This window comes from Methylobacterium sp. WL6, assembly GCF_008040095.1.
GTDB lineage: Bacteria > Pseudomonadota > Alphaproteobacteria > Rhizobiales > Beijerinckiaceae > Methylobacterium.
This window is the reverse complement of sequence record NZ_VRVH01000039.1, coordinates 1-13941: the sequence shown is the minus strand read 5'-3', so window position 1 is coordinate 13941 and position 13941 is coordinate 1. Positions and strand designations below refer to the sequence as shown.

At 62.3% G+C, this 13941-nt stretch carries 21 protein-coding genes; 16 read left to right on the top strand and 5 right to left on the bottom strand.

Translation table 11 applies throughout. The annotated features are described in order from the left end of the window. Nucleotides 1–92 precede the first annotated feature (92 nt). From FV230_RS29490 to FV230_RS08375, 4 genes are all read left to right on the top strand, one after another. Nucleotides 93–326 carry a hypothetical protein gene (locus FV230_RS29490; RefSeq protein WP_187275441.1) on the top strand — a complete coding sequence of 78 codons (234 nt, stop codon included), beginning with the start codon at nt 93–95 and terminating at the stop codon, nt 324–326. Beyond that, nucleotides 323–1735: a DnaB-like helicase C-terminal domain-containing protein gene (locus FV230_RS08390; protein ID WP_187275440.1), complete on the top strand. Its 1413-nt coding sequence runs from the start codon at nt 323–325 to the stop codon at nt 1733–1735. The genes FV230_RS29490 and FV230_RS08390 overlap by 4 nt, the downstream gene beginning before the upstream one ends. Beyond that, nucleotides 1732–2643, top strand: coding sequence for a DUF1376 domain-containing protein (locus FV230_RS08385; protein ID WP_147842024.1), 912 nt, complete (start codon nt 1732–1734; stop codon nt 2641–2643). The genes FV230_RS08390 and FV230_RS08385 overlap by 4 nt, the downstream gene beginning before the upstream one ends. A gap of 903 nt (nt 2644–3546) precedes the next feature. Continuing rightward, entirely contained in the window at nt 3547–3840 is a 294-nt protein-coding gene (locus FV230_RS08375; protein ID WP_246694796.1) for a hypothetical protein, read from the top strand. 281 nt (nt 3841–4121) lie between these two features. On the opposite strand, the gene FV230_RS08370 is transcribed toward FV230_RS08375, so the two are convergent. Then, a complete protein-coding gene (locus tag FV230_RS08370) occupies nt 4122–4481 on the bottom strand; it encodes a hypothetical protein (protein WP_147842022.1) in 360 nt (119 codons plus the stop codon). A 7-nt stretch (nt 4482–4488) separates the two neighbouring features. Beyond that, nucleotides 4489–5247 (bottom strand): hypothetical protein, encoded by a 759-nt coding sequence (locus tag FV230_RS08365; RefSeq protein ID WP_147842021.1) that lies wholly within the window; start codon nt 5245–5247, stop codon nt 4489–4491. A 100-nt stretch (nt 5248–5347) separates the two neighbouring features. Between FV230_RS08365 and FV230_RS08360 the strand changes: the two genes are divergently transcribed. Together FV230_RS08360 and FV230_RS08355 are read left to right on the top strand one after the other, a co-directional pair. Continuing rightward, a complete protein-coding gene (locus FV230_RS08360; protein WP_147725432.1) occupies nt 5348–5635 on the top strand; it encodes a hypothetical protein in 288 nt (95 codons plus the stop codon). 55 nt (nt 5636–5690) lie between these two features. Next, the gene (locus tag FV230_RS08355) at nt 5691–5939 is read left to right on the top strand and encodes a hypothetical protein (protein ID WP_147842020.1); all 249 of its coding nucleotides are present in this window, start codon (nt 5691–5693) and stop codon (nt 5937–5939) included. Here the strand turns inward: FV230_RS08355 and FV230_RS08350 are convergent. Beyond that, nucleotides 5923–6192: a hypothetical protein gene (locus FV230_RS08350; RefSeq protein ID WP_147842019.1), complete on the bottom strand. Its 270-nt coding sequence runs from the start codon at nt 6190–6192 to the stop codon at nt 5923–5925. The two genes, FV230_RS08355 and FV230_RS08350, sit on opposite strands and share 17 nt — an antisense overlap. 271 nt (nt 6193–6463) lie before the next feature. Here FV230_RS08350 and FV230_RS08345 point away from each other — a divergent pair, with 271 nt between their 5' ends. From FV230_RS08345 to FV230_RS08310, 7 genes are all read left to right on the top strand, one after another. Beyond that, nucleotides 6464–6715, top strand: coding sequence for a hypothetical protein (locus tag FV230_RS08345; protein ID WP_147842018.1), 252 nt, complete (start codon nt 6464–6466; stop codon nt 6713–6715). A 57-nt stretch (nt 6716–6772) separates the two neighbouring features. Then, nucleotides 6773–7210 carry a DUF5681 domain-containing protein gene (locus FV230_RS08340; RefSeq protein ID WP_147842017.1) on the top strand — a complete coding sequence of 146 codons (438 nt, stop codon included), beginning with the start codon at nt 6773–6775 and terminating at the stop codon, nt 7208–7210. Next, nucleotides 7207–7548, top strand: coding sequence for a hypothetical protein (locus FV230_RS08335; protein WP_147842016.1), 342 nt, complete (start codon nt 7207–7209; stop codon nt 7546–7548). Before FV230_RS08340 ends, FV230_RS08335 begins: the two co-directional genes overlap by 4 nt. Continuing rightward, nucleotides 7545–8030 (top strand): hypothetical protein, encoded by a 486-nt coding sequence (locus FV230_RS08330; RefSeq protein ID WP_147842015.1) that lies wholly within the window; start codon nt 7545–7547, stop codon nt 8028–8030. The genes FV230_RS08335 and FV230_RS08330 overlap by 4 nt, the downstream gene beginning before the upstream one ends. Further along, nucleotides 8027–8458: a hypothetical protein gene (locus tag FV230_RS08325; RefSeq protein WP_147842014.1), complete on the top strand. Its 432-nt coding sequence runs from the start codon at nt 8027–8029 to the stop codon at nt 8456–8458. The genes FV230_RS08330 and FV230_RS08325 overlap by 4 nt, the downstream gene beginning before the upstream one ends. A 53-nt stretch (nt 8459–8511) precedes the next feature. After that, the gene (locus FV230_RS08320) at nt 8512–8694 is read left to right on the top strand and encodes a hypothetical protein (protein ID WP_147842013.1); all 183 of its coding nucleotides are present in this window, start codon (nt 8512–8514) and stop codon (nt 8692–8694) included. 860 nt (nt 8695–9554) lie between these two features. Continuing rightward, nucleotides 9555–9980, top strand: coding sequence for a MucR family transcriptional regulator (locus FV230_RS08310; RefSeq protein ID WP_147842011.1), 426 nt, complete (start codon nt 9555–9557; stop codon nt 9978–9980). A 262-nt stretch (nt 9981–10242) separates the two neighbouring features. Here the strand turns inward: FV230_RS08310 and FV230_RS29485 are convergent, their stop codons facing one another. Further along, nucleotides 10243–10395, bottom strand: coding sequence for a hypothetical protein (locus FV230_RS29485; RefSeq protein WP_187275439.1), 153 nt, complete (start codon nt 10393–10395; stop codon nt 10243–10245). Nucleotides 10396–11089: 694 nt separating this feature from the next. Between FV230_RS29485 and FV230_RS08305 the strand changes: the two genes are divergently transcribed. The 3 genes from FV230_RS08305 (at nt 11090) to FV230_RS08285 (ending at nt 13562) form a co-directional block, all read left to right on the top strand. After that, nucleotides 11090–11359, top strand: a complete 270-nt coding sequence (locus tag FV230_RS08305; RefSeq protein ID WP_147842010.1) for a hypothetical protein — start codon at nt 11090–11092, stop codon at nt 11357–11359. A gap of 1516 nt (nt 11360–12875) precedes the next feature. Then, the gene (locus FV230_RS08290; protein ID WP_147842008.1) at nt 12876–13103 is read left to right on the top strand and encodes a hypothetical protein; all 228 of its coding nucleotides are present in this window, start codon (nt 12876–12878) and stop codon (nt 13101–13103) included. A gap of 102 nt (nt 13104–13205) precedes the next feature. After that, entirely contained in the window at nt 13206–13562 is a 357-nt protein-coding gene (locus FV230_RS08285; protein ID WP_147842007.1) for a hypothetical protein, read from the top strand. Between the two features lie 14 nt (nt 13563–13576). Here FV230_RS08285 and FV230_RS08280 read toward each other — a convergent pair. Next, nucleotides 13577–13941, bottom strand: a 365-nt coding sequence (locus FV230_RS08280; RefSeq protein ID WP_246694795.1) for a methyl-accepting chemotaxis protein, incomplete at its 5' end; no start/stop codon positions are given.

Here is a 13941-nt window from a genome sequence, read left to right as displayed (position 1 = left end):
TTCATCGCTCGACGCTTCGGTCTCCCGCCTGCCACGGCCGGAGCCCTCGCAGAACTGGCCTTCCCCTCCCGCGATGACTGGCGGTGCCGCCCATGACCGGTACTCCTCGCACGATCGCCACCGTCCGGAAGAACAACTTTCAGGAACTCCGCGTCGGTCTCGTGACCCACGCGGGGTGCCGCCTCGTCGATCTCCGGCTCTACGATCTGTCGAAGCCGAAGCAGGGCGCGCCCTTCCCGACCAAGGCGGGGTTCTGCCTCGCCTTGGACCGCTTGCCGAAGCTGATCGAAGCCTTGCAGGCTGCCGAGCGAGAGGTGTCGCGATGAACGCGCTCACCGCTTCGCTCGACGCTGTCCCGCCGAACGCCATGGAGTCCGAACAAGGGCTGCTCGGCGCCATCCTCCACTACAACGATGCGATCGACCGGGCTCGGGATTTCGTCCAGCCGGACGATTTCTCGGACCTGGTCCATCAGCAGATCTTTGCCGCGATGGTCGTCCGTCGCGATGCCGGCGAGGCGATCGACCTGGGGCTGATGAAGGCGGTCCTGGGTGATGCGGACCTCGGCGGGGTCTCGGTCGGGCAGTACCTCGTCAACTTGATGCACGGCGCCACCACCGTCAGCAACGCCCCGAGCTACGCCCGCCTGATCGCGCAGGCCGCACGGATGCGGACCGTGTTTGAGACGGCGCAGATTGGCATCGCAGCAATGACGGGCAGCACCGTGCATGACCCGGCCGAGACCGCCGGCAGCATGATCGAGGCGCTGGACGCGGTGGCGAGCGCCGCCCTCGCCGAGCACGCCCGGCGGGTCTCGCTCGGTGCCAGCGCCGCCAACGTCCTCGCCCGAGCTAATCAGATCAGGCAGGGGACCGCCCCTCGTGGCGTGCCCTACGGCATACCAAGGCTTGATGCCGCGACACTTGGGATGCGTCCGGGACAGCTCGTCATCCTCGCCGGGCGCCCGGCCATGGGCAAGACGACGGTCGGTCTGCACGTTGCGATCTCGGCAGCTCGGCACTCCGGCCCCGTTGGGTTCTTTTCCCTGGAAATGGACGGGGACGAACTCAGTGAGCGCGTCATGGCCGCGGTCGCCTACGATCCGCGGGTTCGGGAGGTGATCTCGTATCGCGCCATCGCCGACGCGACTTGCCTCTCGAACGAGGCGATGGAGCGGCTGATCGAAGCGCAGCGCACCTGTGCCGGTATTCCGGTCTGGATCGAGCCACAGGCCGGGCTGACGCTAGCTCAGATCGCCGCCCGAGCCCGACAGATGCGGCTGCAGGCCGAACGACAGGGCAAGCCGCTGGCTGCCATCGTCGTCGACCACATCGGGCTGATCCGGCCGTCCAAGCGCTACTCGGGTAACCGGGTTCAGGAAATGACCGAGATCTCGTCCGGGCTGAAGGGACTGGCGAAGGAGCTAGGCATCCCCGTCATCGGGTTGTGTCAGCTCAACCGCGAAGTGGAAAAACGCCCCGACAAGCGCCCATTGCTCTCCGACCTGCGGGATAGCGGCTCGATTGAGCAGGATGCCGACGTGGTGCTCGGACTGTTCCGGGAGTCCTACTACCTGGAGCACAAGGTCGGCCGGACGGACGAGGAGGACATCCGCCTCTCGGATTGCCAGAACGAGCTTGAAATCGAGATCCTGAAGCAGCGCTCCGGTCCGACGATCCGGGTCACCTGCTTCTGCGATGTCGCTTGCAACGTGCTGGCGGAGGCCGCCCGATGAGCTCGCTTCCCACCATGCCGGTGGGCGTAGATCGGCATATCGCCGACACCGCCCACATGACGAACGAGGAGGCTGGCGCCTACTTCCGCCTGCAGATCTTCGCTTGGCGCTCGCCTGGCTGCTGCTTGCCCGACGATGACGCTCGGTTCGCCCGGATGCTTGGGACCACCCCGAAGCGATGGGCTGTTCTGAAGCCAATCGTGCTGGCCAATTGGGTCCTGGAAAATGGCAATTGGAGCAACCAACAGGTCGCTCGGGAGCATCAATTCGTCAGCGAAAAAGTCGAGCGGAAGCGTGCCGCCGGGAGGAAAGGTGGACGGCCTAAGCCATTGAAATTACACGATCAAGAGGGGGCATTAGGTTCTGCGATTGAGGAGGAAACGGAAAGCAAAACGAAAGCAGCTAAAGCTAAAGCTAAATCTACCCCTATAGTCCCCACTGGGGACGAGGACCCGGAAGGCTTCGCCGAGTTCAAGGCAGCCTACCCGAAGCGTAGCTCGGTCTTCCCAACGACCCTAGCCCGGAAGCGCTGGCTGGAGGTTCGACGACGAGGCGCGACGCCTACCGAGATCATTGCTGGCACGAAGGCCTACGCTGCCGAGCAAGAGCGCATCGGCAAGGCTGGTACCGAGTTTGTGAAGACCGCCGACAGTTGGCTGCACCAGCAGCGCTGGCGAGACTACGCTGCGAAGGCCGTTGAGGCAGCGCCAACGGCCGAGATCTCGACCGACGTCTGGCGCGAACGGGTGAAGGCCTGGAAAGCCAGAGGGGGCCACTGGCCCTGGCAGCAGCGGACAGAGCCGCCTGACGACCCGCGGACGAAGGTTCCGGCCCAAGTCCTCGCCGAAATCGGGATCGTCCACGGAAACGGGGCGGATCGCGCTGCGCAGTTTCGGAGGGTAGGCTGATGCCCGCTGACCTCGAAACCTTCGCCAAGGTCCGCGCGCTTCACGGCCGTACTGACAGCCCGGGCAGAAGGCTGCCGCTGCTGGCCCTATTGATGTGCTCGCCCACGCAGCAGGTATGACGACAGTCGAGCCGACGTCCAATCTGGACACCCGCATCGAACCAACGCCGACAAGCACCGCGACGTGCTGGCCCTGTTCGGTTACAGCATCACCGATCGCGAGATCACTCACCGGGCGGGCTTTTCCCCTCAGACCGTTGGCGACGTCAAAATGCCGCGGCCATGACCCTGCGCCAGCATGCTGCCTTCAATTGCAGTTTTGTGGACTGGCAGCCGAAAGACCGCCAGCCCTGATGGCCTTAATAGCCGCCGTAGAACCTGCGCGGACCGCCGTACTCGTAGTCGCCACCGCGACGACCATACCCGCCGCCGTAGCCGTATGCTGGCTGCCCCTCATAGTACCCACGAGGACCACCACCGTAGCCGTATCCGCGGTCGTTCGGCCGGCAGCGTCCCCACGGATTTGGATGAAAGCCGGGGCCACATCCGCCAGCCACGAGCTCAATCACCGCATCACTACGGATCTGGCCGGACAAGAAGGGAGCGGCATTCGCCGAGGTCACCGAACCAAGCCCTGCGGCTATCAAAGCGGCTATTCCCAGCACCTTCATGCGCGTCATGACCTGAACCTCGTTAGCGCCCGGCATCGCTCTCAACCAGCCGGCGAGTTCGAAGGCTGCACCTCAGTCGCTGAACCGATGCTGACCCACTGCCAAGCGATCCGTTCAGCCACGGCATTCGTCCCTTAGGCTGCCCCTCATTCCTTGAGCCTCACCGCAGCCAAGGCCAACGAGATCCTGGCCCTGCTCGACGGTACCGGCTTTGCGGTCCGGAAGGTTTGCCGATGATCCTCACCGAACTGATTTCCAATAACGAGGAACCGCCGATGCCAGCGACCGACCTCGATCGTCAGTGGTTCAAGGCCAATCTGGGCCGGAAGTATCGCCATCGTCGAGCGACGCCTGCCGAAATTGCAGGATGGGAGGTGCCGCCACGAGCCGGCTTCGCGGCTTGGCGGATCATCCGCCGGTCGGACGACGCGTCCGTCTCCTACGCGTTTCCAAGCGATGCAACTTGGGATGTTGCTGACGAGGAATTGGCAGCACTCTTCGACATCCTAAACAAGGACAGGGCATGAAGGGCCGCCCCGCCCCTACTAAGCGATCCGACCTCGACGCCTATCTCGCTGAGTTGCCACCGACGTCGGCACCCGCATTGGCTCCAAAGGTAAAGGCCCCATGACCACTGGCCTTCTACTCCTGACCGTTGCCGCCGTCCGTGCGCAGGCTGCCTACATGAGACGGTTCAATGGAAGTGATATCTCCCACCCCCTGGCCCTCAAAGCCATCCTGTTCGCAGCAGCTGGTGCAGTCTGCTTCATCGCGGCGAAGGTGATGCGATGATGTTCGAAACCTTCGCCTACCATCCAAGTCCCAAGGCCCGCGTATCCTCGCTCGGCTCGACCGTTCGCAGCTGCTCGATCACCGCCACCAAGGCCGCCAGCGCTGCCGCACGGGGTTCGGCCACTCTAGCCTCTCGCTTGTCGAGCGCTTCCGCAAAGCCGACGGACGCCTTCAGCGCTGCGTCGATCGCCATGTCGACGGGTGGAAGGACCACGACACGGCGCTTCAAGCTCTTCGCGGTGCTGGTAGCTGCCAAGGTGACCACCTCTCGCATTCCGAGCGTGCCGGTCTCGATGGCTATCACCCACGGCCTTATCACTGTCGTGACCAGCGGTGGCAGATCCGCATCATCCAAAATTCGACTCGTCACGTCCACGCTCCGATCAGTTGGCGTCCGACCCGGCGTCCTCGGCCGAGGGCGGAGGGTCCATCATCTCCAGTTGCCGCTTCGCGAAGGCGCAGGCTGCGAATTTCGGATTGATTTCGCACGACATTTCGAACGCCGCCCGCGCCCGCTGTGGCTGGGCTGCCACCCCCTCGCCGGTGCGGTAGGACTGTCCCAGCATGGCGCAGCCCCATGCTCCGCGCCGATCGCAGTCGAGGAGGAAGCTGCGGTACTCACAGGACTGCTTGTCCGCAACCGGGGCGCCGCGGAAGGTATCGTCGTGGTAGTGCCCGTTGCGGATGCCGGCGGCGCGGTTCGTACAGCCGGCGGAGTAGCCCATCGCGCAGGCGAGCGCGTGAAAGCGCTGGCCGTCGAACGCATCGGGGACATCGAGCGAGTGGTGCTCGTAGGCTTGGGCGAGGTCGAAGCAGGCTGGCCCGTTCGCCCAGCGAACGCACAAGCCGTAGCAGTCGGCTGGGTGGAGGGCGCAGGTTCGCTCCGAGGGCCGCTGCGGAACTGCAAGGCCACGCCAGACCGGGCGCTCTCGCTCGAACACATCGGCGGGGCAGGACGCGATGACCCGTGCCTTGCGCGGATCGGCATGCAGGCGCTCCGAGACCTCCGTGGCCTCGGCCTTGTTGAACAGCGCCTCGCGAGCGGCTGCGTCGATGTCCACCTCCCCCTCGGCTCCCCCAGCTTGGATGAGCGCCAGGAAGATCATGGGGGCGAGCACAAGCGGAAGCATCGTCGAGCGCATGGACGCACGGTCGTCCACACTGCCTTTCGCCGCAAGGGGCCTAGAGCGGGCAAGGACGCCAACCTTGCCCGGCAAACCGACATTAAGAGGGTGCACGGACATGCGTAACGTCGTTGGCCTCCCCCAAGCCAAGCGTGAGACCCTGCATACGGTCTGGATCTACGGCACCGCCGCCGGCCTCGACGTCGTGCTGCGCACCGAGGCCGGCCCAGACACCGCCCCTTCGCTGCACGTTAGCGTGATCGCACCCGGCCCGACCGGCATTGAGGACCTCGCCGTGTTCCCGAATTCCACCGAAGGCCGTACTGGCGCCGACGTGGTCGCAGGCGCGGTGCTGCACGCGCTTGAGATTGCTGAGATTGAAGCAACGCCTGGAAGCGCTGCATGACCATCGGCCCGGAAACTTTCGCCAAGGTCCGTGCAGTAGTGGAGCGCAGACAGCCATGATGCCCCGAGAGCAAGCCGCCTTCGTCGCCGGCATTCAGGCCGCCCGGCAGGCCGCCATGACGGCCGCCGTCACCATCGAGATCCGCGACGACGCCCGAGAGGTTCGCCAGCAGGCCGCTGCCGCAGCCCTTCATGGTCTCGCCGCCGGATTGAAAGTGGCGTTCCTCGACATGCCGACGGCATCGGACCCCGCTGTCACAATGATGGCCGCGACCCAAACCTTACCCGTCAATCAGCCTCGGTGAACGCTGGCGTCACCCAATCGGCATCCTTCGCCGCCGTCAGGAACAGACCTCTTTCTCGGATATCGGTCAGGATCTCGGCCGCGTTTCCTAAGCCGACGATCCCCGACATCGTGTCCATCTCGTTGGCATCCATCTTGGCGAGCCGACGCCAACCGCTCGGACCGCCTGGTAGGTTCGCCCCATCCCGATCCGCCGTTGCTGCGAGCCGCGTGCCGTCGATTTCGGCGAAGGTGTAGACGTGTCCGCTGCTCATAGTCCGCGCTCCGGTAAGGTGCCAACGATGTAGGCAGCCTCCGGCGAAGCGCGCCATTGCCATCATCGCCGCGGCCGACAGCAGGGTACATGTTTCTCGCCCAGACTGTCGTGTGCTGAGGCTAGCCTATGAAGCCTCCGCTGTAAGGCCAGACACCGGACGATCATGTCGTAACCGCTCCGATGACCTGAGCACCGTCCGCACCCAACGGTCCGCCACCCCTGTAGTTTGATCCTATCTATTGTTATACCAGTTCTCGATAGGATCTGACATGCAAAATCTCCTGACCCGTCTCGGGCGTCTTGAAACCGCAATCATCGTGAAGCCGCCAAGTGTGGTGCGCCGCTTCCTGGTCCAAGGCCCGCATGGCTTAGGTGCAGGTGATGCAGCAGCGTTCCTCCGCGAGCGGGGGCATCACCTCGATGCGAAGGCGTTGAACATCATTCGCGTCGTCGTTGGTACCGAGGATGGGCGGCCGACCGACCTACCGCTGAAGGACCTTACGCCGGAGCAGTTGAGATGAGGGCTTGGCTGTTTCGCCGCTGCTTTTTACAGCCATCCTCGCGCCTAGGAGATGCCTATGCCGGGTGACGGTCGGCCATTCGAGCAAGGCCGGAGCGGTAATCCCAGCGGCCGCCCAAGGGGCGCCCGCAACCGTTCGACCCTGGCCCTGCAAGCCATCTTGGATGGCGAGAGCGAGGCATTGACCCGTCGGGCAATAGAGATGGCCCTGGGCGGCGACACGGTCGCGCTGCGAATGTGCATGGATCGGCTGATGCCGGTTCGGAAGGACCGGCCGATCACCTTCACTCTTCCTGAGATAGAGACGGCAGCCGACCTCACCAAGGCGACCAAGGCTCTGATGCAGGGTGTCGCCGACGGCGAGATCACTCCAAGCGAGGCCGCCGAACTGTCCAAGCTCGTCGATGCGCACGTGAAGGCCATCGAAGCCGTCGACTTCGCCGGGCGTCTTGCTGCCTTGGAAGAGACAGCAGGCAGCAAAGGAGGGCGTCGATGACGCTGCGTACGATAGATAGGCTGACACGCCTGGAAGCAGGCTGCGCGCCGATAGCGACCGGCAAGCACCTCGTCTTTCAGGTTGAGGCTCCGCCTGGGACGCCGGTCAGCGACATCGTCGCCTTCCTAAAAGCCCGCGGCCACACCATCCACGACGGCGACGACGCCTTCGTGATGAACGTCGGGGCGTACCGCATGGTCAAGGGCGAGCCGCCGCGGGATCTGTCTCCCGCCATCCTGACGGAAGAGGCGCGTGCGCAGGCTGGGCCAGCCGGCCAGTGGCCTAAGACCTGCGCTGCCTTCACCTTCCAGTTGGACCGGCCGAGGAGCGTGCAATGACCCCGAAGCTGATCGAGCGTCTGAACCGCCTGGAAGCCGGACAGGCAGGGCGCGGCGGCCAGGGACCGGCATCCCGTGAGTTGACGCAGGTCTGGCTGCGGGCCGTCGCCATTGCGCTCGGCGGCTATCCTCGGCCGCGGTGGTTGGCCGCGCCGCATCTGGAGGACTCCTACAGCGACGGCTTCGCTCGGGCGCTCGGGTATGCCGATCACGACGACATGGAGGCCCAGGCTGAAGCGAACTCCGAGGAGTGGGGCCAGCGGATCAAGCGGGCGGACGCTGCCCTGTGCCAGCGGTACGGGGCGGACGCCTGCCCTGATCCGCAGAGCCGCAGTTCCGAGATGACGATCGCGGCGCTGGACGAGTGGGCTGGAGCGAAGGCGCAGAACCCTGACTGGCCCGAGGCCGACGACAGCGGCACCTTCGCCCGCGCCCTCACCGCCTACGGCGTGCCGGACGAAGCGGCGGAGGCGCACCTATGACCTCGAACCTGATGACGCGGCTGACCCGGCTCGAAGGGCAAGCTGTTCCGCCTCCTGCCATGGCCAACCCATTGAACCCTGGCATCCGACTGTTGCTGCTGCTCCTGGCTGTCCACGCAGGCGGCCTCGGGCCCAGGCAGTCCATAGCTGAGGGCGTGGCGCGGGCGCTCGGTTACGAGCACGTCAGAGAGATGCGGGCTGCGATGCAGGCCGAGGGGACTGCCTTGACTGAGTGGAACTGCCGGCACCGCGAGGCGGTCACGCTGCTCCTAAGCCAGCGGAACGGCGGCCCGGTGGCTGGGATGGACCGCAACGAGACGGCGATCCGATCCTTGATCGCGGACATGCCCGAGGCGTTTCAGGCGTACCCCTACCTCGTAGATGCAGAGCCGGCGATCATCCTCGCGACTGAATGGGTGAGCCTGTGACGCCGCCCATCCTCAGCAAGCGCCTGGCCGCCCTGGAAGCTACCCGAGAGACCATGCTCAGGCACTACACGCCTGATGAGATCGAGGCCGCTAGGCTCCGGTATGAAGCCCTCCTGGAAGGGCCGTGCGAGCGCACCCCGCAGCAGGCGGCCTACTACGCGACCCGGACGCTGAAAGAGATCGCCGCGGACTACGACGCCATGCTCAAGGGCACTCCGGCGCTGTGGCTTCTTTGAGAAGGTCGCGGCACCATAACGGTGTCCCTTGCATCACTCGCCCGGAACTGACGGCGGACGAGCAGATGGCGCGGTACGAAAGATATAGATTGGGTTAATTTCTCGTATGTGGTGATCCTGACTTCGAAGATAAATCTGATCTGAATGACCAAATTATGGTTTGACCCGTGCTATAAAGCGATGCTGCCATCAGCGCCATGGCAGGGTGGTTGCATTTGTAAAGTTTGGCGAACGCGATAGCTTCTGCAGGGGAGTCTGCCTGAATGTTACGGCCATCCACTGCTCGCCCAGACCGCCCATCATCGAAGCGTAAAATGCATTCTAAGCGGTAGACTGGCATGATTGCCTTTAAGGATTGCGGCACGTGAACGAAAATAAAGCATCAAGTAAAAAATATCGAAACTTTGTCATACGTTGATCTTTGGAGCTAACTGACATTGAGGATCGATAAGCCGGCCAAGGGACCGTTGCGCCACATGACCCGCATGCGCACTGATCGCTGAGAACCTTGTAGCTTCAGTTCAACACAGTCTGATAGCGGTTCTCTCTGTGACACCGAGATCCTCGCTCCTTCCTTCGAGACGTCCCGCACGACGCAAGGGATTTCATCCCCATCATCCGTGCGCAGCGCCCCGATGATCATTGTCTTACGGCGCGGAGATCGCCGGGGGTATTCAGGTTCGTCCATGCTGCTTTGCCCATCGAATGAATGAAACGTAGGCGTTCAATGGTTCAGAAAGGCTGACCAAAAGAGCAGATTGATCAAAAATCCGGATAAATTTCCGTTCGCGATCTTCCACTTTGGCGGGATATATGCAGTATGTCTGCTTCCGCAAGTTGCATGCGATTGAGAGCTAGCTATGGACGAGACTGAGAACGTGCCAGCGAGCAATATGATTGATCTGACGGCCGATCTCGTTGCTGCCTACGTCTCGAACAACAACGTCCCGGTCAGCGAACTCCCTGCCCTGCTTACCAACGTGCATGCTGCCCTGGTTGGCCTTAGCAATGGGGCGAAGGCCGAGCCTGCTGGTCCCGAGAAGCCGACGTCGGCACAGATCCGCAAGTCGGTCACGCCCAATGGTATGATCAGCTTCGAGGACGGTAGGACCTATAAGACGATGAGGCGCCACCTGATGCTCCGGGGTCTCACCCCGGACGCCTATCGTGCGAAGTATGGTCTCCCAGCAGACTACCCGATGGTGCTGCCCGCCTACTCTGCTCAACGGTCCGAGATAGCGCGAGCACGTGGCCTCGGTCAGATGCGTCGGAAGGCAGCGGCTTAAGGCTGCCGACACGGGACGGGCGATATCCGAGCCGTTCAAGACCCCCGGCAGAAAGTCCAAGGGCCGGGAAAAGGGTGCAGAGATGCACTGAGGCTGCTCAGCGCCCCGTTCCGGCACACCGCGGCATCCGTCGCGGTGATGTGCTTCTAACCGAGTGCTGCCATCCTACATCCGGGCCAAGTTGCGTATCGGCCGCGCTGGTGAGATCCGGGGTTCCCCCGTCCCGTGAGCGGATCGGGGCAGGGTCGAACCGTCGTAGGGGCTAGGCCAGGTCGTTCTGCTCCTCGGGGTCTTCCGGAAGGCGTTCCGCCGGATCGACGGTCTCCTCCGTGTGGCTTCTCTCGATTTTTGGGGCAGGACCCTTCACCTCAGCGGTGTGCGTGGCGTCAGCCTTTGGCTTGTCCTCGTCGGGCATAGGCGTTCCTCGATGTCGTTGATCTGTCTGACGCTCAGCGTGCTCCGGCCGCGCCTGTCGACGGGGTGGTGGCGCCCGAAGTGCCAGCACCCGGCGCACCGGTCCCTGTGCTCATCCCATTCGCTCCCGGGGCCGTCATTGGCGTGGAGCCCGTACCGCCACCGGCATTCGCGCCACCTGGGGTAGCGAGTTCCTTCGGCTGGCCGGTGGTCGAACCACCGGTGCCGGTGGTCCCCATGCCAGTCCCGGTCGTGCCAGAAGGGGCAGTTGCCTGCGCGAGCGCGGCGCCAGACACGGCTAGGGTGCATGATGCGGCGAGCGCGAGTGTCCTGATCAACATGGATGTTTCCCCAACTGCGACAACTCAAGCGCGTCGCAAGCCAACACAAACGTTTATCCTGCCGTGTTTGTTCGACGAATAGGACGCCCTGATTTGCTCCAATCGGACATCATGTTTACACGGGATGTCACACGCCTAAGTTGTTCTGTCTGGCAGGCACAATGTAAGATAGTTGCATATTGCAGCAATGTCGCCGGGCGAACAGAAAGCACGCAACCTGAGCTATAATTTTACTTTTCATTAATTTAGATATTCAATTCTGCGGATGCTATCTAAGTGCATCGACTTGTTAGCAGAGCAGTGTAGGGCTTGACGTCTCGCCTATGGTCTTTCGGTTTTATAGGAATTCAAGGGATGATTATTGATGCTACCCCCGATCCGGATGCAGTTCCTGTTCGGCATATAACAGGTGCTGTGAGTATCGTCCTGAACGGGCAGACGGTCGCGCTCAACCTGTTTACGGACCGGATGGCCGTGCTCATGGATGGAAGCGTGCAGCCTGATCCCATTGTGGCTGCCCGTCTACGCCTCGATCTGGCGATGGCCAGAGAAATCCGCGATCAGCTCGATGCCCACCTCAGCGGTTTGACGACAAGCCCAAGAGGTAGTTTGCAGCTGAACTGATGCCTTTCGTTGCACGGCTGTTTAGCGTCAAAAACTCATTGTTGTTGAAATGAATTGAACCCCGATCGCCTCGCTCTCTCGGCGGATGAGCCTGCAGGCGTGTTAAACGCCATCCGTCTCAAGCAGTAGCGCGAACGTCTCCGGCACCCCGATTGCTGACGGCAGGGTAAGCTTCACCCCCACTTCCGAGAGGTTTCGGACAGTGCAGTCCATCACCGACGCCCCGTTAGGAAAGATGATCTAGGCGGCCTTCAGAACCCGCATGCGCGGCACGCTGCGCCGCTCAATCTCTGGCCGTCTCATTACAGGACCACGCGTTCATTGAAGGTCGTTGGGCTGTATGGAAGCTTGAAACGAACAGCGATCCCGTCGGCGGTGTGTCGGATGACAGTGGCGAACCGCTTCCCGATGGTCACAGTTGAGCCAGGATCAGGTCGTTCGTTCGTCACAAGGGCCGCACCTGACATCGAGAGATTAACGATCTCTGCACCGATGGTCTGACCGTTTGATAACGTGACGCTCACAGCTCGCTGGGCGGGTACGATCCGAGGGTCATTCCGCTGATCGCCCGTGTCGTTGGCGTGAGCACGGAGCCAGGCAAGTCGATCGTCGATCCTTGCTCTGCGCTCAGCAGTGGCTTCGACGAGCATAGTGAAACCAGCGCGACTTACTACGCTTATCCGCCCAGGTACCACGCCGATTGCATCAAGATAGCACGTTGCTGTCATGCCAGGGCGGATCGCTGATAGCTCGCTTCGCTTTCTTACTTCGACGCTTGCACTCGTTGAGATAATGGCAACACACGTTGCTTCACTGCCATTTTCCAGAAGAAATCTTCCACGAGTTTCAATCATGTGCCGTCTTACATACGACTAAATTTCTGTAATCGTCCCTATATAGCCGATTACAGGTTTACAAATCATCTCAGGTTGAAAAGGCAACCAAAATTGCTTCCAGGGCAACCTGACGGCGACAAGCTTCACAAAAACGCCCTCCCTCCATGATCCTTAAAGACTTTCGCCCTTCGAACGTACCCAAGCACGGTCCGCGGATCGCGGTGGCCTGAAACCTCCGCGATGCAGATTATATCGCATCTATGGGGTTCCTTGCGTTGTAGGAATGGCAGAGGAGCAACCACAGGTAGGCGGATATCGAGCCTAAACAGCTATGCTCGGGGAGCGGCAATTCGTCGTTCACGAGGAACTCATGCCGTGTGCATGGAACAAACAGCGGAACGAAAACGGGTCCTACTTCAGAACCTTGCCCACCATGCGGGACCGGCGCGTGCCAAGCTATGTTTGGATTTGATCACCGCTGCACGCCTCCTGGGGACCGATCCGAGCGTTATCGAGGCGATCGAACAAGGCACTAGCAACAATCTCTCACTTGAGGCTGCGATTGGTTTGGCGCAGGGGCTTGGCTTGACGGATCTAGGGCTGCCCCGGTCAAAACCGTCGGGATCGATCTAACAGGCCCGTGATGAAACCGAGTGCTTCCGACCTGCGTAGGTCGGCCTATGAGCATTTCGAACGATCCACCCTCGGACTATCACCAAGGCTTGGCATCGCAGGTGCGCGCTGCCCGCCTGCGATGCGCCTACTCCGTCGAGGCCTTGGCCGAACTCGCCAGCGTCGATACGTCGGTGATTGTTCGCTTTGAAAAGGGTAACTTCAGTGGGGATGATACCCTCTATCGTGAGCGCGTCCTCGACACGCTCGGATTGGGTGCTCTAGCAGGTCGCTGAGGCGCTAGATTGCGGCCGCCTGCAAGATGACATCTCATTGCCGTTGGCAGGCTGTATGCCGGCATCAGGGCTACAAGTCTCCCGATAGGCGGATGTGGGACTATGAGCCGACAGATCATTCCACTTCGCCGGCAGGGGGCTGAGCAATCAGCTCTCGCTCGGATCGATGTCGCCGCCGTAGCGCTCCTGGCCGGCGGGCAAGCTACGAGCCTGCAGGCGGCGCGGGCTGAGGTGATCCTCGCAGACCTGCGGCTACGGCGGGATGAAATGACGGCGTTGCTCTCCGACCTGCGTAGCCGGGAAACGAGTAGGCTACCTCATATCGATGTTGCGAACGCCAATCTCATCGTGGCGATCGTTCAAGGGGTGGTGCAGGTCGACCTGTTCATCGCGCAGGCCCAAGGCCTGTTGGAGATGATCGAGCAACCAGGGGCTCCTCGGCCTGGTGCATCAGAATAGGCGCTGAAAGGCGCCTAATGCCGGTAGCGTTCGGCGAGGGCCATGAGGGCTCCTGCGAGCTCGGTGAGGTTGACCGAGGCCGCCTCGACCTCGCGGGTGCCGGCGGCGGTCTGCTGGCTCGCCTGGCGGATGTTCTGCAGGGCGCCCATCACCTGCTCGATGCCGAGCTGCTGCTGGTTGGTCGAGGCGATGATCTGCTGGAAGGTCTGCGTCGCTTCTTCGACCCGCGCCGTGATCTCCTCGATCGTGCGTTGGGTCGTGTCGGAGCGCGCCTTGCCGGTGGCCGCCCGCTTGACCGCCTCCTCCGTCAGCATCACCGAGGTGTTGATGCCGCGCTGGATCTCCGAAAGGATGCCGCGCACCTGCAGGGTGGCCGCCT

Coding starts and splice junctions, on each gene's coding strand:
- FV230_RS08330 (WP_147842015.1), top strand. CDS start 7,545: ATGACCCCGAAGCTGATCGAGCGTCTGAACCGCCTGGAAGCCGGACAG.
- FV230_RS08285 (WP_147842007.1), top strand. CDS start 13,206: ATGAGCCGACAGATCATTCCACTTCGCCGGCAGGGGGCTGAGCAATCA.
- FV230_RS08335 (WP_147842016.1), top strand. CDS start 7,207: ATGACGCTGCGTACGATAGATAGGCTGACACGCCTGGAAGCAGGCTGC.
- FV230_RS08325 (WP_147842014.1), top strand. CDS start 8,027: ATGACCTCGAACCTGATGACGCGGCTGACCCGGCTCGAAGGGCAAGCT.
- FV230_RS08340 (WP_147842017.1), top strand. CDS start 6,773: ATGCCGGGTGACGGTCGGCCATTCGAGCAAGGCCGGAGCGGTAATCCC.
- FV230_RS08350 (WP_147842019.1), bottom strand. CDS start 6,192: ATGAGCAGCGGACACGTCTACACCTTCGCCGAAATCGACGGCACGCGG.
- FV230_RS08385 (WP_147842024.1), top strand. CDS start 1,732: ATGAGCTCGCTTCCCACCATGCCGGTGGGCGTAGATCGGCATATCGCC.
- FV230_RS08355 (WP_147842020.1), top strand. CDS start 5,691: ATGATGCCCCGAGAGCAAGCCGCCTTCGTCGCCGGCATTCAGGCCGCC.
- FV230_RS29485 (WP_187275439.1), bottom strand. CDS start 10,395: ATGCCCGACGAGGACAAGCCAAAGGCTGACGCCACGCACACCGCTGAG.
- FV230_RS08310 (WP_147842011.1), top strand. CDS start 9,555: ATGGACGAGACTGAGAACGTGCCAGCGAGCAATATGATTGATCTGACG.
- FV230_RS08360 (WP_147725432.1), top strand. CDS start 5,348: ATGCGTAACGTCGTTGGCCTCCCCCAAGCCAAGCGTGAGACCCTGCAT.
- FV230_RS08305 (WP_147842010.1), top strand. CDS start 11,090: ATGATTATTGATGCTACCCCCGATCCGGATGCAGTTCCTGTTCGGCAT.
- FV230_RS08375 (WP_246694796.1), top strand. CDS start 3,547: ATGATCCTCACCGAACTGATTTCCAATAACGAGGAACCGCCGATGCCA.
- FV230_RS08345 (WP_147842018.1), top strand. CDS start 6,464: ATGCAAAATCTCCTGACCCGTCTCGGGCGTCTTGAAACCGCAATCATC.
- FV230_RS08365 (WP_147842021.1), bottom strand. CDS start 5,247: ATGCGCTCGACGATGCTTCCGCTTGTGCTCGCCCCCATGATCTTCCTG.
- FV230_RS08320 (WP_147842013.1), top strand. CDS start 8,512: ATGCTCAGGCACTACACGCCTGATGAGATCGAGGCCGCTAGGCTCCGG.
- FV230_RS08390 (WP_187275440.1), top strand. CDS start 323: ATGAACGCGCTCACCGCTTCGCTCGACGCTGTCCCGCCGAACGCCATG.
- FV230_RS08290 (WP_147842008.1), top strand. CDS start 12,876: ATGAGCATTTCGAACGATCCACCCTCGGACTATCACCAAGGCTTGGCA.
- FV230_RS29490 (WP_187275441.1), top strand. CDS start 93: ATGACCGGTACTCCTCGCACGATCGCCACCGTCCGGAAGAACAACTTT.